This is a genomic window from Mangrovitalea sediminis (assembly GCF_002514725.1).
GTDB classification, from domain to species: domain Bacteria; phylum Pseudomonadota; class Gammaproteobacteria; order Pseudomonadales; family Oleiphilaceae; genus Mangrovitalea; species Mangrovitalea sediminis.
Genome location: NZ_NTLB01000008.1, coordinates 113,772 through 134,099 on the forward strand (window position 1 = coordinate 113,772; position 20,328 = coordinate 134,099).

Here is a 20,328-nt window from a genome sequence, read left to right on the forward strand (position 1 = left end):
GCCGCATCGGTTTAAAAGGTCAGCCCCGGCGGCAGCGATGCCGGCATGGACGACTGCTCTGCTTCCAACGACGCCATCGGCCAGGCACAGTAGTCGGCCGCGTAATAAGCGCTGGGACGGTGATTGCCGCTCGCACCAATGCCGCCAAACGGTGCCGCACTGCTGGCACCGGTCAGGGGCCGGTTCCAGTTGACGATACCCGCGCGCGCCTCTTCCAGCAGGCTCTCGTACTTGCTGCGATCATCGGTGAGGATGCCCGCGGACAGGCCATAACGGGTGTCGTTGGCAATGTGCAGCGCCTCATCGAAATCCTTGAAACGAATAACGCTCAGCAAGGGGCCAAAGAACTCTTCATCAATCCGTTGCTTCATCGCGGTAACATCGATAATACCCGGCGAAACCATGGCACCACTGTCGCCCACCGGCGCCATTCTCAGCAGGACCTCGGCACCGCCGCGTTCGAAGCTGTCCTGGGCATCCAGCATATGGCGCGCCGCCTGTGCCGACACCAGCGAGCCCATGAACGGCTGCGGTTCGTCGTCAAAGCGCCCCACACGGATCGAACGGCTCACCTCCAGAAGGCGCTGCAGGAAGCGGTCACCTTCGCTACCTTCCGGTAACAGCAGACGGCGGGCACAGGTGCAACGCTGGCCAGCGGAAATAAACGCAGAAAAGATCGTGTGATGAACAGCGCCGTCGATATCGGAAATACCGTCGACGATCAGCGGATTGTTACCGCCCATTTCCAATGCCAGGATCTTCTCGGGCTGGCCACCGAACTGCCGGTGCAACAGCTGTCCGGTTGCCGAGCTGCCGGTGAAAAAGAGGCCGTCGATACCGGAATGGCCCGCCAGGGCGATCCCCGTTTCACGGGCACCCTGTACCAGGTTGATCACGCCGTCGGGCAAACCCGCTTCCTGCCACAGCCGCAAGGTGAGCTCCGCCACACCCGGCGTCAGCTCACTCGGTTTGAAGACCACGGTGTTGCCGGCGAGCAGAGCCGGCACGATGTGCCCATTGGGCAGATGGCCCGGAAAGTTGTAGGGGCCAAAAACCGCTACCACGCCATGGGGGCGATGACGCAACACGGCATGCCCGGCGGCACCATCGGCGTGACGCTCACCGGTACGCTCCTCATAGGCTCGCAAAGAGATGGCGATCTTGCCCGTCATGGCGGTCACTTCGGTACGCGATTCCCACAGGGGCTTGCCGGTTTCCCGACCGATCGCGTGGGCCAGTTCCTCACTACGCTCCCCGAGCAACGCCGCAAAGCGCTCCAGAATGGCCTTGCGTTCATCCAGAGAACGGCGGCGCCACCCCGGATAGGCTGCACGGGCCGCATCAACAGCACTCTGTACGTCCTGTTCGGTGGCGCTGTTTCCCTGCCATACAACATCCTGGGTAACCGGTTGAAAGGATGTCAGGGCTTCGCCCTGCCCATTTTTCCATTGTCCACCAATGAACAACTGACCCGTCATGGCAATAGTCATGAAAATCTCCTCTTGGGAACGTTCGCGACGTGCTTGTCCTTCAGTGCGACGATGCGGACCACATCCCCCGAACTGATCTGCAGAGCTTGCGCCGCCTTAGCGGGAATACTGATCGTATCTGCCCTGACGCAGCTTGCCGGCAGCCGGATGACACGAAAGTCGCGGAAGGAGCCGTTCGAGACGAGAACGGTGTTATCCGCTGTCAACGGTGTCTCCACCTCCTGTCGACTGACAAGGGCATGTCGGTTGAAGCTCTCGCGAACAGCGCGAATATTACGAACGAATGCTTCCAGGACCGGTCCGCCATCAAAGATGTCGACCAGCCCGTTGAAGTTGAACCCTTCCTCTTCGAGCATATGCAACGCAGGCCGGGTGTTGTCGTGCACCTTGCCGATAACCTCTCGTGCGGCTTTCGGAAGGAGCGGCAGATAAATCGGGTACTTGGGCATCAACTCGGCGATAAAGGACTTGTTGCCGAGGCCCGTCAGGTAGTCGGCGTCCTGGAACTCCATGCTGAAGAAGCGACGGCCCAGGGCTTCCCAGAACGGACTGCGCCCTTCCTCGTCGGAGTATCCACGCATTTCGGCAAAGATCTTGTCAGAGAAGAACTCCTGGAAATCCGCGAGGAACAGCGACCGGCAGCGGGACAGGAACAGGCCGTTGCCGCCTTGACGATAGGGTTCCGCCAGGTACAGCGAACAGAGTTCGCTGCAGTTGGTCATGTCATTGGTCAGGAACAGGGTCGGCGTCTGCACATGGATGCCCAGCTCGCTGGAGGCATTGACCATGGTGCTGACCCGGTAGTTGTACCAGACGTCGTCCAGGCCAACTCGCGCATCGATTCCGCAAACACCGGCGCAACGCCCCGTATCCAGGTCTTCCATCGCAAAAAAGTAACGCGCGTGTTCAGGCGCAACCCGTTGCTCGATGGCATCCTCTGCCTGCGCGATCCGGCGAGCCAGCAGGTCCCGGTTGGCAGGTAGCGAGGTCACGCCGACGCCGGCCTCCTCCGCCATGCCATACAACGCATCTAGGTCTTTATTTCGTATCGGTCGAATTACCAGCATGAGCGTTTCCCCTAGAGTGCGATCATGGCAACGTCGTCGTTGTCATTAACCCGCAACACATCTGCAACGTCATTGTGAAGTCGGATCACATCGCCAATACCGTCACTGACATTCGCCAGGCCGCAGCGGAAATCCTCGTTCTCGCCATTAGCGATCATGTAGGCCAGGCCACGGCTGGCATCGCCACGCTTCACGGTTTTCAGACGATGGTTCTTGACGGAATAAAGGTCGTTCAGGCGACATTCGAGAACCGGGCCGCCATCGAAAATATCGATGTGACGTCCCGCACTGAAGCCCTCCCGCTGCAACAACTGGAGCGTTTGCGCCGCGGCTTCGTAGGGGCGGCCGATAGCCTGCCGCGCCGCATCGGACAACAGCGTCACGTAGATCGGATGCGGAGGCATCAGTTCGGCAATGAAGGTCTTACTCTTGATCGCCGAATAGTAATCCGCCGTCGCGAAATCCATGTTGAAGAAGTGACGCCCAAGACTGTCCCAGAAAGGCGACTGGCCGTCCTCGTCCTGCACACCCTGGATTTCGACAATCAGCTCATCGGTAAACCGCTCTCGGTGCTGCGCCATAAACAACAGGCGCGCCCGCGAGAGCAGTTCGAAAGCGGGTTGACCGCGCAACGCGCGGTCGATTGCGAAGGAGCACAGCAGCGAGCGCCCGGTGAGCTCGTGCGTGGGATACAACACCTCGACACGATTGGAGACACCCAACTCATGGGACGAATGAATCAGCTCGTCGCAGCGATAGTTGTAGAACGGCTGCCCCAATCCGGCATGTACGTCGATACCGGCAGTACCATGCACACGCCCGGTCTCGACGTCTTCCAGCACGAACAGAAAGCGCTCGCCCTGCTTCAGTGATGGGTCATCGGCCAGAGAGCGCAGGCTCTGGTCAATCCGCTCACTCAGCTTATCCCGTGACTGGGGCAGCGTCGTGGAGACGCTCGGCCCCTGCCCTACTACCAACTGCTCGATGCCGGCCAGATCTTCGTGGCGGGCAGGTCTAACGATCCACATCGCAATGCTCCTTCGCGCGAACGGCTTCAGGTGACAACACGCGCCACGGCACGTTCGAAGCGCTTGAGGGCTTCGTCGATATCTTCTTCGGGAATGATCAGAGACGGCGCCAGACGCATGACATCAGGGCCCGCAACCAGCACCATGACACCCTCTTCCAGACCGGCAGAGAGGAATTCCTTCGACTTGCCTTTCCATTGATCCGTCAGGGCGCCTCCCAGCAAGAGTCCGCCACCGCGAATCTCACTGAAGATTTCATAGCGGCTGTTGATGGCTTCCAGACCGGCAACCAGCCGGAGGCGGCGCGACTCGACTCCTTCCAGCACAGCCGGATCGCTGACGATATCCAGCACCGCTTCCGCAACGGCACACGCCAGCGGGTTACCGCCGTAGGTGCTGCCATGGGTACCGATGCCTAGACTCGCGGCGATATCGGCGCGGGTCAACATGGCACCTACCGGGAAACCGTTACCCAACGCCTTGGCGGTGGTCAGGATATCCGGCGTCACGCCGAATTTCTGATAGGCATAGAGATGACCGGTACGACCGACACCGGTTTGCACTTCGTCGAACACCAGCAGCGCATTATGGCGATCGCACAACTCGCGCAGGCCTTCCAGGAAACCCGGTGCCGGCGGCAGTACGCCGCCTTCGCCCTGAATCGGCTCAACGACGACAGCGCAAGTCCGCTCGCTGATCAGCGCCTCGACCGAGGCCAGGTCGTTGTAGGTCGCATGATGGATACCGGCCGGTGCGGGCTCGAAACCTTCCAGGTATTTGGGCTGCCCGCCGACACTGACCGTGAACAGGGTGCGGCCATGGAAACTGCTACGGAAGGAGATGATCTCGTGCTTGTCGGGACCGTAGTGTTCCCAGGAATAGCGGCGTGCCAGCTTGAAAGCCGCTTCGTTGGCTTCGCCACCGGAGTTGGCGAAGTAGACGCGCTCAGCAAAAGTCAGGTCACACAGACGCTGGGCCAGGCGGATTGCCGGCTCGTTGGTGAGGACATTGCTCAGGTGCCACAGGCGGTGCGCCTGATCGGTAAGGACCTCCACCAGCTTCGGATGAGCATGGCCCAACCCAGTGACGGCAATGCCGCCTGCCAGATCGATGTACTCTCGCCCCTCCTGGTCCCACACGCGCGAACCGAGTCCGCGTACCGGAATCATTTTGCCCGGCGAGTAGTTGGGCACCATGACATCATCGAACATGGATCTTGTAACTTTTGTATGGCTCATGCTATCCCCTGCGTGACAAGTAAACCTGCCTGGAGTTTACGGGCAGTCAGCTGGTGTCGCTTTCAAGAAAGCGACGCTCACTTGCAGGATTGCGCCAAAACATCTTCGACAATGGTCGGAATCAGGTCGACTTGGAGGGACGCTCGCGGTCCTCGCTGGGCGTGAGACCATAGAGGTTGCGGTAACTGTTGCTGAAGTGCGCGCCGGACGAGAAACCGCAGGCCAGAGCGATATCGGTAATCGACTCCTGAGTACCGCACACTTTCTCCCGGGCACGTTCCATGCGGATCTGCAGGTAGTAGCGGGAAGGCACCGTATCCAGGTAACGCCGGAACAGTCGCTCCAGTTGCCGGCGTGAAACACCGGCGTGGCGGGCCAGATCGTCGGCGGACAACGGCTCCGCAATATTCGCGGCCATTAGCGCTATGGCCTCCGCCAACGCCGGCTGCTCTCGCAGGGCGTTTTCCGACGGCTGCTGCCGGGCCGCGACACCGGGTTCTCCCACTCGCTCCCGCACAAACCACTGGGCCAGGGCTTCTGCCATATCCGAACCCAGCTCACGCCCTATCGCCCAGATCATCATATCCTGGGCTGCGGTCCCCCCCCTGCAGGTCAGGCGATGCCGGTCAACAACAAAGGCATCATCCGACAGGCGAATCAAAGGGTAATGCGCTCGCAACTCACCGGGATTCCAGCTATGAAGGACCGCCCTATACCCGTTAAGCAAGCCGGCTTCCGCCAGGCTAAGTCCTCCCGACGCCAGCCCCCCCAGGACGTCCACGCTATCCCCGTAACCTTTTAACCAGTCCGTCAAACCCGGAATTTCACGGTGCTGGGCAGGGGTTCCACCGCAAACGAGCAGCCAGTCCGGCAAATTTTCCCGCCCCTCGGGTAACGGCACAGGCACCAGCTGCAAGCCCGTCACCCAGGCATCCGCCAACGGATAATGATGGATACGGAAACGCTCTTCGCCAATCAGGCGATTGCACACAAAGAAAGGGTCTGCCGCAGCGGCATAAACCAACGGCGAGCTGCCCGGCAACAAGACAAAACCGACATCGATCTGTTTCAATCGAAATATCCCCGACAGACCGGCAGCCCGTCCCTCAGCATCACGCGTCCCCTGGCCACCACATGCCGCAACGCCAGTGTACGTTTCTCCAACACCAGCAGATCCGCATCGGCACCCACGGCCAGCCGACCTTTACGCGGCAACTTCAAACGCTCCGCTGGATTTTGCGTAATGGGTAGCAAGGCGGTTCCCAATGCAAAACCCGCCTCGAGCACGCACTGGCGCAAGGTGGTCAGCAAGCTGTCCATGCGGCCTATTTGCAATCCAATAAGCTGGCCCTGCGCATCAAAACGGGGCAGGCTGGCGTGACCGTCCGTGGTGAAAGTGACCTGCTCAACGGACACCCCCGCCTCAAGGACCGCAGAGAGGGCCTGGACACAAGGGATATCCCCCGCGGCAATCAGGTCCGGAGTTGTACTTGCCGTAAAGTCGATGACGCCCCCTTTCTGCGCGAAGTCGATGCCGGCCTGAAGCAGATCGCTGCTGCGATTGATGTGAGTCGGCCAGAACTGGGTCAGGGGCAGTGCCGACTGGCGAACCACGTCTAGCAAGGGGGTCAGGCGGGTATCGGCGTCGCCGGTATGAATCATGACAATACCGGCCTTGCCGGCCAGCATGCCGCCGACCCGCGCTTCCGACGCCAATCGGGTCAGTTCGTGACAGCTTGGATGACTGGAACGGTGATCCGAGATTGCCACCTCGCCAACGCCGACGAAACGATCGACCAGTACGATATCCTCCTGGACCGTCGACAGTAGGGTCCGCACCGGGACCTGATAGGAACCGGTGTAGCAATAACAGGTCAGCCCTTCACTCTCCAGGGCCCTGGCCTTGGCCAGCAGCGCAGGCAGCGTCTGGGTGATAGCATCGGTTCCCAGCGCCCCGACCATTGTCGTCACGCCACCGAGGACGGCATCGGTCAGCCGCATTTCCGGAGTCCGGGTGGCAAAACCGCCCTCGCCGCCTCCGCCGGTGATGTGCGTCAACCCGTCCACGAATCCAGGTACCACGTAGCAGTCGTCCGCACACAAACGCTCCAGCGGCAAACCCCGCAATCCTGCCACGTCGGCGCCAAGTGCGGCGACGCGCTCTCCCGCCGTCAGGATGGACAGCTCACCCAGGGGCTGGGGAGCAAAGATTTCGCCACCGTCGATCACCAGCATCATTGTATCGGCACTCATCTTGCTTAAACTCATGCTCGGCCCAAACTTCACATCTTAGGATGGAGAGGCTAAAAATAGAAAGCTGAAGTATCTGGTCTATGCTTGTAATCAGGTTGATACCCAACCCGACTCAGTCCACGGCCAGCCATTAAAAACTACCCCACGTCGGCAGGGAGCGCCAGGATACGTTCATCTTGCCGCGGGGCATAGGCAGTGGTCGATTCTCAGCTCAGTCTCGGCGCAAGGAGAGCAATGACCGACAGGTCCCGGGAATCGTGCCTTGTACAGGTTTAAAACATGAAGCTCTCGCCAAAACAGATTCGCTTTACCCTGTTCCACCGCTCCATGCTGATGACGCTGGCCCTGCTGGTCATCCTGGTCATCGCCTTCGGGCTGGTCATTCGCGGCGTCAAGTCCATCACCAGCACCATCGAAGGGCAGACGGCCTTTATCAGCAGCCAGACCCAGGCTATCAAAACCCAGAACAAACTGGTCCACGAACAGCAGGGTAAACTGCGCCTTCAGACGGCCACGTTCGAGGCCTACGGACTTTACTCGAAATACCTTTACTGGCGCCTCAACTCCGTAGCGAGTGCAGACTCCCAATCCGTCAGCGAAGGCGACAAGGCCGAGAAACAACTGCGCGCAAAGTTGAAATCCATCGGCCAGCTATCCCCGGATCTCGGCGAAGCCACCGACGGTGTCGCCCTCTACCTTGACGACTTCAATTCGGATATAAAGCAAGCCTATGACCTCGCGACAAAGGGGGCTTCGCCACAGCAGATATCGGGTCCCATGGGTTCGGCACAGAGTCAGGCCATCGCCATGAACTCCATGTTTGACGCCATCCTGAGTGAAGCGGCACAGTCGGTGACCGACGCAGGCAGCGGGGTGCTCGGCGCCGGGGAAAAACTGTCCAAGGCAGCGGAACAGGTGCAGGAATCCAGCAACGAGGTAAAGGCGCGGGGTCACCAACTGCAGAAGCACATTCTCCTGATCCTGGCCGCGTCCATCGTGATCAGCATCGTCGTCGGCTGGCTGCTGGCCCGTTCGATCAGTCGTCCCCTGCGTCGCCTCGCCGCCGTTATCATGGACATCGAGCACAACAACGACCTGTCCAAACGGGTTGCCTACGCAGGCCGAAACGAGATCGGCGATATCGGCCAGGCGTTCAACAGCATGCTGCAGAAGTTCTCCGTCATTATTCGCGACCTGGCCAGTGCTGCGGAACAACTGTCGAGCGCGGCTGACGACAGCGCATCCGCCAGCACCTCAACCGATCAGTCGGTGCAACAGCTCCGCTCGGAAACCGACCAGGTGGCGACCGCCAGTAACGAAATGGCCGTGACCGTCAAAGGCATCAACGACCACACCAATGAGGCGGTCACCCAGGCCCGCTCAGCGGCCCAGGCCTGCAAGAATGGCCAGGCCATCATCGCCCAGACCATGCACGACATCGAATCCCTCGCTGACCGCATTTTCGAAAGTTCAGAGTCGGTTCGCGACCTGGCACAGAACGCCGATGGCATCGGTTCCGTGCTGGACGTCATCCGCAGCATCGCCGAACAAACCAACCTGCTGGCTCTCAACGCCGCTATCGAAGCCGCTCGAGCTGGCGAAGCGGGGCGCGGTTTCGCGGTAGTGGCTGACGAGGTGCGTACCCTGGCGCAGCGTACGGGTGACTCCACCGACGAGATTCAGGGCATGATAGAGCGCCTGCAGGCCGAGACCCAGAATGTGGTGAAGCGAATGGAAAGCAGTCGGGAGCAGGCCTCCAGCACCCTGTCCGGCGCCGGCCAGACCACGACAGCTATCGCCGATATCCTCGGCGCCGTCACCGCCATCAACAGCACCAACGAACAGATCGCCCATGCGACCGAGGAGCAGACCGGCGCCGCGGAGAGCATCGACCAGAGTATCGTCAATATCAGTCAGTTGACCGGCGATGTCTCCGATGCCGCCACCCGCACCGCCGCGGCCAGCGAAACATTGCGCCAGATGGTGGACGAACTGCACCGCCTGGTCGTCCAGTTCCGCTGCTGACCGGCCGTTAAAGACCTAAGACCAGCAACCACATCGCTCCTCGGGAAAGGCCGTCACTCTGTGGCGGCTTCCACACCCCGGCTTTTCCAATCCTTCAGCGGGCGTGAAAACGCAGGCGCCAAGAGACGCGTTCTCCTGCAACATTTAGGTCAATGCGACGTTTACGTTAAGACATAGAGAGGGAAGAAGGGAAAGCGCTGTCTGCATACCCGCATGGCACAACGGGTAATGCAGACAGGTTGACCAATGAAACAGGGAAGAGGCACCGAAATCGTAGTGCCTCCGTCAGGGTTACCCGGGCCGCGCCCTCCTGAAACGTGGCCTCACCAGCGCAATGCGTATTCACATGTCTAAAGCCAACACCTTCAGTTGGCGAAATACATGGACTCGAAATAGTCCCGCATTTCGTCGATAACCATCGACTCAAAGGGGTGGGTCAATTCGAACAACAAACTGCTGTCACGCGTCGCTTTCATGGTAAATCCTCCAGATGGTCTGCGGATCGTTTCCCGGCACAGGACCAGGTCATCACCGTCACATTCAATAAGCATCAGGCATGCCAAGGCCGTTTACGGTCAGGTATCCCTTTATCGACACAGGTTTTTTCATCGGCAGGCAGTGGGAAAGACCCGAGCTCCGCGCAAAGAGGACGCACCACCTGAAAGCGTATTGCCCCCAAGACACCCAAAGTAGTGCATAGCACAACAGCCGGTGCTACAGGCATTGCCGCAGCAGGAAGAGAAAAGCAGGAGGGGTAAAAACCAGAAAACCTCCGAACCCAATGGATCCGGAGGTTTCCGGTGGTTCAGCTCGAACCTTATCGCGCAGCGCGTTTCCGCTCGTGCTCCTTGAGCAGTTTCTTGCGCAGGCGGATGTGGTTAGGCGTCACTTCAACGAGTTCGTCATCGTCGATGAACTCCAGCGCCTGTTCCAGCGACATCCGAATGGGCGGCGTCAGGATAATGTTCTCATCCGTACCCGCAGCACGGATGTTGGTCAGCTGCTTGGCCTTGGTCGGGTTGACGACCAGGTCATTGTCCCGGCTGTGGATGCCGATCAGCATGCCTTCATACACCTCTGTGCCCGGCGTCAGGAACAGACGTCCACGCTCCTGCAGGTTGAAGAGTGCGTATCCCAACACCTTGCCATCAACCATCGACACCAGGACGCCATTCTTGCGGCTGGCCATATCCCCGCCCTTGATCGGGCCGTAATGGTCGAAGACGTGCGTCAAGATACCGGAACCCGAAGTCAGCGTCAGGAAGGTGGAACGGAAACCGATCAGCCCCCGGGCCGGCATGACGAACTCAAGGCGGGTACGACCACGGCCGTCCGGCACCATGTTCTTCATTTCGGCGCGACGCTGCCCCATCTCTTCCATCACCGAACCCTGGTGCTGGTCTTCGAGGTCGATCACAACGAACTCGTAGGGTTCCTGCAATTCGCCATCGACTTCGCGGGTTACCACTTCCGGACGCGATACGCCCAGCTCGAAACCTTCCCGGCGCATGGTCTCGATCAGTACGGAAAGATGCAATTCGCCGCGCCCGGATACGACAAAGCGGTCGGCCGTATCGCCCTGCTCAACACGCAGCGCCACGTTATGCAGCAGTTCCTTCTCCAGACGCTCCTTGATATTGCGGCTGGTGATGAACTTACCGTCGCGACCGGCAAACGGCGAATCATTAACCTGGAATGTCATGCTGACCGTCGGTTCGTCCACGGTCAGAACCGGCAAAGCCTCAGGCTTTTGCGGATCGCACAGGGTGTCGGAAATGAACAGCTCTTCGATACCGGAGATACAGACGATATCCCCCGCATTCGCTTCATCGACATTAACGCGCTGCAGGCCGTGGAAGCCTTTGACCTCCAGTATCCGGCCATTACGCTTACGGCCATCCCGATCAACGATCGCAACGGGCTGACCGGGCTTGAGCTTGCCGCGGGTAATGCGCCCGATACCGATGACACCAACATAAGGATCGTAGTCCAGCGAGGAAACCTGCATCTGGAAAGGACCCTCGGCATTAACGTCCGGCGCCGGCACGCGGTCGACGATCATTTCGAACAGCGGCGTCATATCCTCCGCCAGCGCATCCGCCTCGAAACCTGCAATCCCGTTCAGTGCCGACGCATAGACAATCGGGAAGTCGAGTTGCTCGTCGGTGGCACCCAGGCGGTCAAACAGATCGAAGACCTCATTGATGACCCAATCCGGACGGGCGCCAGGACGGTCCACCTTGTTGACCACAACAATCGGCTTGAGACCGCGGGCGAAGGCCTTCTGGGTAACGAACCGGGTCTGAGGCATAGGGCCGTCGACGGCATCCACCAGCAGCAGCACCGAGTCCACCATCGACAGAACCCGCTCTACCTCGCCACCGAAATCGGCGTGCCCGGGGGTGTCGACGATATTGATACGGTAATCATTCCATCGAATGGCCGTGTTTTTCGCCAGGATAGTGATGCCGCGCTCCTTTTCCTGGTCGTTGGAGTCCATGATGCGCTCAGTGCCGGCATTTTTACGGTCCAGGGTGCCGGACTGCTGCAGCAGTTTATCCACCAGGGTGGTCTTGCCATGGTCGACGTGGGCGATGATGGCAATGTTACGAAGCTTATCGATCACTTGAAAATCCTGCGAAACACGCGTTGGAAAAAAGGGCTCGCAGTATAGCGGAAAGGCGCAACATCGCCTATGGTCCGATGCATAGCGAGTATCACCTAGCCACAAATGCACCATTATCGTGCGCCAAGCATGACGCAGCACCATATAAGTGCACATCATCTCGACTGCAGCACTGAAATTCTTCAAACACCCCTACCGACAAAGGCCCGCCAGCCCCGGAAAATGCCTCTTTTAAGTGCAAAACCCCATCCAGGCAAACACATTGGCAAGTAATTTGCACAACGGGCAGGCAACAGCGAGGCTGTTCATCAAGAGAGGGAGGCAAGCTATCAGACCTTCTGGTATGCTGCCGTTGCCCTAATGCGAACAACCGTCCGAAGTCAGTTTCCCTCGCTCGGGCTGCCAGCGAGCGATCTTAAAGCGGTAATCCACTTCGGGCTGTATCGGCGCGATTGCTATCGAAAATAAACGGAGCATGTCTAATGTCTACAAAGACTGTGAATCTGATCAAGGAACACGAAGTAAAGTGGGTGGACCTGCGGTTTACGGACACCCGCGGTAAAGAACAGCACGTCACCATTCCTGTCGGCGAAATCAACGACGACTTCTTCACCGACGGCAAAATGTTCGACGGTTCGTCCATCGCTGGCTGGAAAGGCATCAACGAATCCGACATGATCCTGATGCCCGATGACTCCTCTTCCGTGATCGATCCGTTCACCGAAGAAACCACGTTGAACATCACCTGTGACATCGTTGAACCCTCCACGATGCAAGGTTATGAGCGTGACCCCCGCTCCGTTGCTCGCCGCGCCGAAGATTACCTGAAGTCCACTGGCATCGCCGACACGGCGCTGTTCGGCCCGGAACCTGAATTCTTCGTCTTCGACTCCGTGAAGTTCGAGTCGAACATCTACAAGTCGATGTACGAAATCTACTCCGAGGAAGCTGCCTGGGTTTCCGGCGAGGATTTCGATCGCAACAACACCGGCCACCGTCCGGGCGTTAAGGGCGGTTACTTCCCCGTTCCGCCAGTAGACTCCCTGCACGACCTGCGCGCAGCCATGTGTGCGGCGATGGAATCCATGGGCCTGCACATCGAAGTACACCACCACGAAGTCGGCACAGCCGGCCAGTGTGAAATCGGTGTTGGCGCCAACACCCTGGTTCGCAAGGCCGACGAAGTACAGATTCTCAAGTACTGCGTACACAACGTCGCTCACGCCTATGGCAAAACGGCAACCTTCATGCCGAAGCCGCTGGTTGGCGATAACGGTTCTGGTATGCACGTTCACCAGTCCCTGTCCAAAGACGGCAAAAACATCTTTGCCGGCGACAGCTACGCTGGCCTGAGCGAAACCGCACTGTACTACATTGGCGGCATCATCAAGCACGCGCGCGTGCTCAACGCCTTCACCAACGCCTCCACCAACTCTTACAAGCGCCTGGTTCCGGGCTTCGAAGCACCGGTTATGCTGGCTTACTCCGCACGCAACCGTTCGGCTTCCATCCGGATTCCGTACGTCAACAGCGCCAAGGCCCGTCGTATCGAAGTACGGTTCCCGGATCCGTCCGCGAACCCGTACCTGGCCTTCTCCGCTATGCTGATGGCCGGCCTCGACGGCATCCAGAACAAGATCCACCCGGGCGATGCCATGGACAAGGATCTGTACGACCTGCCGAAAGAAGAAGCCAAGAGCATTCCGACCGTCTGCGAAACCATGCAGCAGGCGCTCGACTACCTGGAGAAAGACCACGAGTTCCTGACTCGCGGCGGCGTCTTCACCGAAGACATGATCCAGGGCTATATCGACCTGAAGCGCGGCGAAGTCCAGCGCCTGAACATGACCACTCACCCGGTCGAGTTCGAGCTCTACTACTCCGTCTAAGTCGACGAGTCCACACTAGTCGCAAGACAAGGCCCCGCTCCGGCGGGGCTTTTTTATGGCATAGATCGCCGGGCCACTCGCCCCACGCCTTAAGATTAACCACCGCCCCACACCCCATCCTTGCATATTTAATAAGCTTACTTATAATATCAACACCAACCATGTGACCCGTTATAAATCATGACAGAGAATACCGAACAGAATTTCGGCTTCCTGCTTTCCGATGCCGCCCGACTCCTCCGACGCAATTTCGACAGACGCGCCAAGACCCTGAACCTGAATCGCGCCCAGTGGTCCGTATTGGCCCGCCTTGCCCGCAATGAGGGCGTCAAGCAGACGGTGCTGGCCGACATATTGGAGGTTTCCCCAATCACCCTGGCCCGCCAGATCGACCGGCTGGAAGCCGGTGGCTGGGTGAAACGGCAACCGGACCCACAGGACCGCCGGGCTAATCGGCTTTACCTGACACCGAAAGCCGGCCCCATGCTGGATGAACTTCGATCCCGAGGCAATGAGAGCCGAGCTGAAGCGCTTGCCGGCCTGAGCGAGCAGGAACGCGCGCAACTCGTCGGCCTCCTTGCGCGGGTGCGAGAGAATCTCGCCAGGGAAGAGTGCCTCCAGAATCAACATGCCGACAAATGAGCAGGACAACGATGCCTGAATCATCACCATCCCAAGCTCGACCCGGCAAGCGCCGACAGACGCTGAGGCGCTGGTTGCTGATCGGCGGTCCATTGATCGCAGCCCTGGGCTGCCTGTATGCATGGATCTTCGGCGGTCGTTATGTGGGCACTGAAAATGCCTATATCAAAGCGCACCTAGTGGAGGTTGCACCACAAGTCAGCGGCCCCATCGATGACATTGCCGTCACCGAGAACCAACCCGTCAAGCGCGGTCAGTTATTGGTGGAAATCGACCCTAAACCCTATCAGGTCGCGCTTGCACAAGCCAAGGCCGAACAGCGCCAAACCCGTAGCGATATCGAAACCCTTAAGGCGAATTACCAGGAAAAACAGGCCCAGCTCACCAAGGCTCGCAACGACCTGGCCTACGCCGACCGGGAATACCAACGCCAGCTTACGCTGTCTAACCGCCACCTGAACTCCGCGTCCCAACTCGATGCCGCCCGGCATGAACAGGACTCGGCAAAACAGCAGGTCCTGGCACTTAACTTTCAGCTACAGAGCATTCGTGCCAGCCTTAACGGCAATCCGAACCTGCCCGCCGAACAGTATCCGGACTACAAGGCCGCTGAGGCCAAGGTCGAGCAGGCGCAACTGAACCTGGATCATACCCGCGTCACGGCGCCCTTTGACGGCATCGCGTCGCAGACGCCAAATGAGGGAGCCTACGCATCGGCAGGACATCCGATCATCAGCGTCGTGGCCAATCGCGATGTCTGGGTGGAGGCCAACTTCAAGGAAACCGACCTGACCTGGATGCACCCGGGAAACCCTGTGACCATTGACGTCGATACCTACCCCGGCCACACATGGAAAGGCGAAGTGGAGAGTATCGCCCAGGCGACCGGCTCGGAGTTTTCTGTACTGCCCGCACAAAACGCCACCGGCAACTGGGTAAAAGTCGTGCAGCGAATTCCGGTCCGCATACGTCTCCAGCCGGCCCCGAACCAACCCGTGTTACGGGCAGGGATGAGCGTCGATGTCGACGTGGATACCGGCTATCACACTGAAGGGCACGGCCCGGTGGCTTCAGCCCTGGCCTGGATTCGTGACTGTATCGCACCTCCCGCCAAGGCCGCCGAGCCGACACCGTAATGACGACCTCAGGCAACGCCGAATATCGGGGACTGGTCACCGTCTCCATCATGCTGGCCACTATCATGCAGGCGCTGGACACCACCATCGCCAATGTTGCCCTGCCACATATGCAGGGCAGCATGTCTGCAACCGACGACCAGATTTCCTGGGTACTCACTTCCTATATCGTCGCGGCAGCGATCATGACCCCCATGACCGGTTTCCTGTCGGCGCGTATCGGCCGCAAACGCCTGTTTCTCCTCTCCGTCGTCGGTTTCACGATATCATCAGTCCTCTGCGGCCTTGCCGGCTCACTGAACGAGATCGTCCTCTTTCGACTGCTACAGGGAGTTTTCGGGGCGGGGCTGGTGCCCTTGTCTCAGGCCGTTTTGCTCGACACCTATCCCCGGGAGCAGCATGGTTCTGCCATGGCCATGTGGGGCGTCGGCGTCATGGTCGGCCCCATTCTCGGCCCTACGTTGGGAGGCTACCTGACAGAATCCTTCAACTGGCGCTGGGTCTTCTTCATCAATATCCCTTTCGGCATTCTCTCGCTGCTCGGCATCATGACGTTCGTCAAGGAAACCGAGCGGGAGCACAAACGCTTCGACCTCTTCGGCTTCGCGCTGCTCAGTATTGCTATCGGCGCGCTGCAGTTACTGCTTGATCGCGGCCAGAGCCAGGACTGGTTTTCCTCGACGGAGATCGTTATCGAAACCCTGGTCGCTGCTGTCGCCTTCTATATGTTCGTCGTGCATATGGTCACCGACGACGCCCCCTTTATCGAGGTCGGCCTGTTTCGTGACCGAAACATGGTTGTGGGACTGATCTTCATTTTTGTCGTCGGCATTATCCTGTTGGCAACGCTAGCCCTGCTGCCCCCCTTCCTGCAGAACCTGCTGGGTTATCCCGTCGTCACCACCGGCCTGGCGCTGGCGCCTCGCGGGATTGGCAGTATGACCGCAATGCTGGTGGTCGGACGACTGATCAACCGTGTCGATACCCGGCTGCTGATTCTGGGCGGTCTGCTGTTAATGGCGCTGAGTCTCTGGCAGATGGCGCAGTTCAATACTAATGTCGACACCCTGACCATCGCCATGACGGGCATCGTCCAGGGATTGGGACTGGGCTTTATCTTTGTGCCCTTGAGCACGCTGACATTTGCGACCCTCAATCCACGCTTCCGCACCGAAGGAACGGCCATGTACAGCCTGATGCGCAACATCGGCAGCAGCATTGGCATATCCATTATGGTCACGCTGGTAGCCCGGAATACACAGATCAACCACGCCACGCTGAGCGAGTACCTGACGCCCTTCCGGAATGCTTTCCAGCACGCCCGCTGGCCTACAGGCCTCTCACCGGATACCGTAAGTGGACTGGCGTATCTCAATCATATGGTGACGGACCAGGCCGCAACCATTGCCTATCTCAATGACTTCCGCCTGATGACCTGGATCTCACTGGCCGCCATCCCCCTGCTGTTACTGCTGCAGACACCGGGCAGGAAGGCAGCGCCGACTGAAGAAAACCTGGAACTGGCTCTGGAGTGAACGGCGTCGGTTTGCCTTAGGCCCGCTTATCGGTCGATAATCCTGCAGGTATCAGCGACCTCGCTATACTGAAGCAGTGCATAGCGGAGACAACAGGATTACCCCCGTGAAAACAGTGTCGAAGAAGTTACTGACGGCGGCGTTTGCCGTCGCCCTCGCCGGACTTACCGTCGCGCGCACCGTATCTGCCGCCGATGTCTACTATTACGATGACAACGGCACGCCAACCTTTACCGACAACCCCAATAAAGGGAAGCCCATCGCGGTCAAACCCCTGCCGACGATCTCGCTGCCGAAATCCGTGCAGGACGTCAATGCCAACAGCACAAACGTCAAGCAAACCAAAATGGCCAAGGGCTATACCATCGTCCATTTCACCTACCCACAAAACGACATCGCGTTCTGGAGTGGTAATGGCAACGTGGTCCTGACCGTAGAGTCGAAACCGCCCCTGCGCAATGGAGACCTGTTCAGCGTTTCCCTGGATGGAAAATCCCTGGGCACCAACACGAATGGCCAATTCCCGATCAACCATATCGATCGCGGTACCCATTCGGCGACGGTGTCGGTGGTTGCCAATGACGGCAGTCTGGTCCAGACCGGACAAACCGTTACCTTTACGGTTCACCGCCCTTCCGCTCTCCGCAAGCAGCCCAACAACTAAATCGAAGCGCACCAAAATAGCGCCATCGCACCGGAAAACGGCGCAATGGCGCACTATTTTTGACCACTCCCTTTTCGATGTTATTCTGACGTGCACCTCCTGCGGGCGCGCTTAGGCCGCGCTGACGCGAGCTCCCCATTTCAAGGCGCCGACGATCCGTTCTGGTTCACTTTTTGCAGAACCGGGAAAGAACCCAGAGGAAGCCCATGCACGCAACGTCATTCTTCAAACGTTTATTGGAAAACCAGACGACAGCGGTACTCGCGCTGGACAATGCGCTGCGGGTGCAATACATCAATCCGTCCGCTGAAATGCTGCTGGAGACCAGCGCCCCGCGCATTATGCAATCCCCCATAAGCGACCTCTTTCTGGAGACCGCCGAGGCGCTGGAAGTGTTGCAACAGTCCGTGCTGACCGGCCACCCCTATACCAAGCGCGAAGCCGAATTCCTGCTGCAGTCCGGGAACCGGATCAAGGTGGACTACTCCGTGTCGCCGCTACTGGGAGAGCAGCCGGGCCTGCTGATGGAGATTCATCCCCGCGACCGCTTGCTGCGAATCACCCGCGAAGAGGAAATGCTGGCGCAGCAGGAGACCACCCGGATTCTCGTTCGCGGCATGGCACACGAGATCAAAAACCCTCTGGGCGGCATTCGCGGTGCAGCCCAACTGCTCGACCGGGAACTCGACAGTCCCGACCTGAAGGACTACACCAGGGTCATCATTGAAGAGGCCGACCGCCTGCGCACCCTGGTCGACCGTATGCTGGGGCCTCGCAAGGCACCTCGCATGGCAAAAACCAATATTCACGAAGTCCTGGAACGCGTTCGTACCCTGCTCGATGCAGAAAGCAAAGGCACCGTTCTTTTCTCTCGCGACTACGACCCAAGCCTGCCCGAGTTTATGGGCGACAGCGAACAGCTGATCCAGGCATTCCTGAATATCGCCCGCAACGCCATGGAAGCACTCGAACAACACAGCGGGCAACAGAACACCCCGGAAATCATGATCCGTACCAGAGCACTGAGGCAATTTACCATTGGCCACTGCCGTTACCGCCTGGTTTGTCGGGTCGACATCATTGACAACGGCCCCGGCATTCCACCCGAGCTGTTGCAGAACATCTTCTATCCCATGATCAGTGGTCGAGCCAACGGAACCGGCCTCGGACTCGCCATCGCACAAGGTATCATCGGCCAGCACCACGGCCTGATCGAATGCGACAGCGAACCCGGACACACTGATTTCATTATCTTTATTCCACTGGAGTTGCCATCATGACTCGAGCCGCCGATGTCTGGATCATCGACGACGACCGTAGCATCCGCTGGGTGCTGGAACGGGCGGTCACGCAGGCCAACATGCAGCCCCACTGTTTTGAAAGTGGCGCCGGCATCATGGAGCGTCTGCAACGGGAAGAGCCCGATGTCATCATCAGCGACATTCGCATGCCCGGTATCGACGGCATTGCGTTACTGTCGCAGATTTCCGAACAGTACCCGGATGTCCCGGTCATCATCATGACCGCGCACTCTGACCTCGAGAGCGCCGTTTCGTCGTATCAATCGGGCGCATTCGACTATCTGCCCAAGCCCTTCGACGTCGATGACGCCATGGAGCTGGTCAAGCGTGCCGTTGCGCACAGCCAGGAGCGCCGCGCCACCCACGAGCCTCCCATCCAGGACAACAGCGGCGGACATACTGAAATCATCGGCGAGGCGCCGGCGATGCAGGAAGTATTTCGTGCCATCGGACGCCTGTCGCACTCGAACATCACCGTCCTCATCAACGGCGAAAGCGGCACCGGTAAGGAACTGGTCGCCCGCGCGCTGCATCAGCACAGTCCCCGTGCCGACCGCCCTTTCATCGCCTTGAATATGGCGGCAATTCCCCGCGACCTGATTGAGTCGGAACTGTTCGGTCACGAGAAAGGCGCCTTTACCGGAGCCGCCGCCGCGCGCCAGGGGCGCTTCGAACAAGCGAACGGTGGCACCCTTTTCCTCGATGAAATCGGCGACATGCCGGCAGATACACAGACACGACTTCTTCGCGTATTGGCTGACGGCGAGTTCTATAAAGTCGGTGGCACAACGCCAATCAAGGTCGACGTCCGCATCATCGCCGCGACTCATCAGAACCTGGAATCCCTGGTCCACGAAGGTAAGTTCCGTGAAGACCTTTTCCACCGGCTGAACGTCATCCGTATCCACCTGCCCCGCCTGAGCGAGCGGCGCGAGGATATTTCCCGCCTGGCACGGCACTTCCTCAAGCAGGCCGCCACGGAACTCAGCGTTGAGCCCAAGCTGTTACGGCGCGAAACCGAGGCCTACCTCTCCACCATGCCCTGGCCCGGCAACGTCCGTCAGTTGGAAAATACCTGCCGCTGGCTGACCGTGATGGCCAGTGGGCGGGAAATCCATATTTCCGACCTCCCGCCGGAACTGCTCAACCGCGAGGACACACAGGCAACAGGAGTCAGTTGGCAGGAAGGCTTACGTAACTGGGCCGACCAGGAATTGAAACGGGGTCAAAAGGGCATTCTGGACAGCGCTGTGCCGGAATTCGAGCGCGTCATGATCGAAACCGCCTTGCGCCATACCGGAGGCCGTCGACGCGATGCAGCCAACCTGCTGGGTTGGGGCCGCAACACGCTGACCCGCAAGATCAAGGAGCTCGGCATGGATGACGGCGACGCCGACAACGAAGGTGAAGACGACGAGGACTAGGCGGTACCTG

The 20,328-nt window shown here is 59.1% G+C and carries 15 protein-coding genes; 8 read left to right on the forward strand and 7 right to left on the reverse strand.

Annotation, left to right across the window (positions count from 1 at the left end; genetic code table 11):
* Nucleotides 1–11: 11 nt before the first annotated feature.
* From astD to iadA, 6 genes are all read right to left on the reverse strand, one after another.
* Nucleotides 12–1,490, reverse strand: coding sequence for a succinylglutamate-semialdehyde dehydrogenase (gene astD / locus CLR77_RS19265; RefSeq protein ID WP_097462345.1), 1,479 nt, complete (start codon nt 1,488–1,490; stop codon nt 12–14).
* The gene (gene astA / locus CLR77_RS19270) at nt 1,487–2,557 is read right to left on the reverse strand and encodes an arginine N-succinyltransferase (protein ID WP_097462346.1); all 1,071 of its coding nucleotides are present in this window, start codon (nt 2,555–2,557) and stop codon (nt 1,487–1,489) included. Before astA ends, astD begins: the two co-directional genes overlap by 4 nt.
* 11 nt (nt 2,558–2,568) lie before the next feature.
* Complete coding sequence (locus CLR77_RS19275; protein WP_097462347.1) at nt 2,569–3,585, reverse strand: arginine N-succinyltransferase; 1,017 nt, start codon at nt 3,583–3,585, stop codon at nt 2,569–2,571.
* Between the two features lie 26 nt (nt 3,586–3,611).
* Nucleotides 3,612–4,823, reverse strand: a complete 1,212-nt coding sequence (locus tag CLR77_RS19280; protein ID WP_097462348.1) for an aspartate aminotransferase family protein — start codon at nt 4,821–4,823, stop codon at nt 3,612–3,614.
* A 121-nt stretch (nt 4,824–4,944) separates the two neighbouring features.
* A complete protein-coding gene (locus CLR77_RS19285) occupies nt 4,945–5,895 on the reverse strand; it encodes a GlxA family transcriptional regulator (protein WP_198962838.1) in 951 nt (316 codons plus the stop codon).
* Complete coding sequence (iadA, locus tag CLR77_RS19290; protein WP_227520011.1) at nt 5,892–7,076, reverse strand: beta-aspartyl-peptidase; 1,185 nt, start codon at nt 7,074–7,076, stop codon at nt 5,892–5,894. Before iadA ends, CLR77_RS19285 begins: the two co-directional genes overlap by 4 nt.
* A gap of 816 nt (nt 7,077–7,892) precedes the next feature.
* Between iadA and CLR77_RS19295 the strand changes: the two genes are divergently transcribed.
* Entirely contained in the window at nt 7,893–9,101 is a 1,209-nt protein-coding gene (locus CLR77_RS19295; protein WP_454786175.1) for a methyl-accepting chemotaxis protein, read from the forward strand.
* A gap of 817 nt (nt 9,102–9,918) precedes the next feature.
* Here CLR77_RS19295 and typA read toward each other — a convergent pair.
* Nucleotides 9,919–11,727, reverse strand: coding sequence for a translational GTPase TypA (gene typA / locus CLR77_RS19300; protein ID WP_097462350.1), 1,809 nt, complete (start codon nt 11,725–11,727; stop codon nt 9,919–9,921).
* Between the two features lie 482 nt (nt 11,728–12,209).
* On the opposite strand from typA, the gene glnA reads away from it, so the two are divergent.
* The 7 genes from glnA (at nt 12,210) to glnG (ending at nt 20,318) form a co-directional block, all read left to right on the forward strand.
* Nucleotides 12,210–13,616 (forward strand): glutamate--ammonia ligase, encoded by a 1,407-nt coding sequence (glnA, locus tag CLR77_RS19305; RefSeq protein WP_097462351.1) that lies wholly within the window; start codon nt 12,210–12,212, stop codon nt 13,614–13,616.
* 180 nt (nt 13,617–13,796) lie between these two features.
* The gene (locus CLR77_RS19310; protein ID WP_097462352.1) at nt 13,797–14,258 is read left to right on the forward strand and encodes a MarR family winged helix-turn-helix transcriptional regulator; all 462 of its coding nucleotides are present in this window, start codon (nt 13,797–13,799) and stop codon (nt 14,256–14,258) included.
* Between the two features lie 11 nt (nt 14,259–14,269).
* Nucleotides 14,270–15,394 (forward strand): HlyD family secretion protein, encoded by a 1,125-nt coding sequence (locus CLR77_RS19315; RefSeq protein WP_158227246.1) that lies wholly within the window; start codon nt 14,270–14,272, stop codon nt 15,392–15,394.
* Nucleotides 15,394–16,929 carry a DHA2 family efflux MFS transporter permease subunit gene (locus CLR77_RS19320; RefSeq protein WP_143269449.1) on the forward strand — a complete coding sequence of 512 codons (1,536 nt, stop codon included), beginning with the start codon at nt 15,394–15,396 and terminating at the stop codon, nt 16,927–16,929. Before CLR77_RS19315 ends, CLR77_RS19320 begins: the two co-directional genes overlap by 1 nt.
* Before the next feature lie 106 nt (nt 16,930–17,035).
* Nucleotides 17,036–17,593, forward strand: a complete 558-nt coding sequence (locus tag CLR77_RS19325) for a DUF4124 domain-containing protein (protein WP_097462354.1) — start codon at nt 17,036–17,038, stop codon at nt 17,591–17,593.
* 206 nt (nt 17,594–17,799) lie between these two features.
* The gene (glnL, locus tag CLR77_RS19330; protein WP_097462355.1) at nt 17,800–18,873 is read left to right on the forward strand and encodes a nitrogen regulation protein NR(II); all 1,074 of its coding nucleotides are present in this window, start codon (nt 17,800–17,802) and stop codon (nt 18,871–18,873) included.
* Nucleotides 18,870–20,318 carry a nitrogen regulation protein NR(I) gene (gene glnG, locus CLR77_RS19335; protein WP_097462356.1) on the forward strand — a complete coding sequence of 483 codons (1,449 nt, stop codon included), beginning with the start codon at nt 18,870–18,872 and terminating at the stop codon, nt 20,316–20,318. Before glnL ends, glnG begins: the two co-directional genes overlap by 4 nt.
* Nucleotides 20,319–20,328 lie beyond the last annotated feature (10 nt).

Bases quoted from the DNA above. Each gene is read 5' to 3' on its own strand.
- astD (WP_097462345.1), bottom strand. From the start codon at position 1,490: ATGACTATTGCCATGACGGGTCAGTTGTTCATTGGTGGACAATGGAAA.
- glnA (WP_097462351.1), top strand. From the start codon at position 12,210: ATGTCTACAAAGACTGTGAATCTGATCAAGGAACACGAAGTAAAGTGG.
- CLR77_RS19280 (WP_097462348.1), bottom strand. From the start codon at position 4,823: ATGAGCCATACAAAAGTTACAAGATCCATGTTCGATGATGTCATGGTG.
- astA (WP_097462346.1), bottom strand. From the start codon at position 2,557: ATGCTGGTAATTCGACCGATACGAAATAAAGACCTAGATGCGTTGTAT.
- CLR77_RS19275 (WP_097462347.1), bottom strand. From the start codon at position 3,585: ATGTGGATCGTTAGACCTGCCCGCCACGAAGATCTGGCCGGCATCGAG.
- CLR77_RS19315 (WP_158227246.1), top strand. From the start codon at position 14,270: ATGCCTGAATCATCACCATCCCAAGCTCGACCCGGCAAGCGCCGACAG.
- CLR77_RS19295 (WP_454786175.1), top strand. From the start codon at position 7,893: ATGTTTGACGCCATCCTGAGTGAAGCGGCACAGTCGGTGACCGACGCA.
- glnL (WP_097462355.1), top strand. From the start codon at position 17,800: ATGCACGCAACGTCATTCTTCAAACGTTTATTGGAAAACCAGACGACA.
- CLR77_RS19310 (WP_097462352.1), top strand. From the start codon at position 13,797: ATGACAGAGAATACCGAACAGAATTTCGGCTTCCTGCTTTCCGATGCC.
- CLR77_RS19320 (WP_143269449.1), top strand. From the start codon at position 15,394: ATGACGACCTCAGGCAACGCCGAATATCGGGGACTGGTCACCGTCTCC.
- iadA (WP_227520011.1), bottom strand. From the start codon at position 7,076: ATGAGTGCCGATACAATGATGCTGGTGATCGACGGTGGCGAAATCTTT.
- glnG (WP_097462356.1), top strand. From the start codon at position 18,870: ATGACTCGAGCCGCCGATGTCTGGATCATCGACGACGACCGTAGCATC.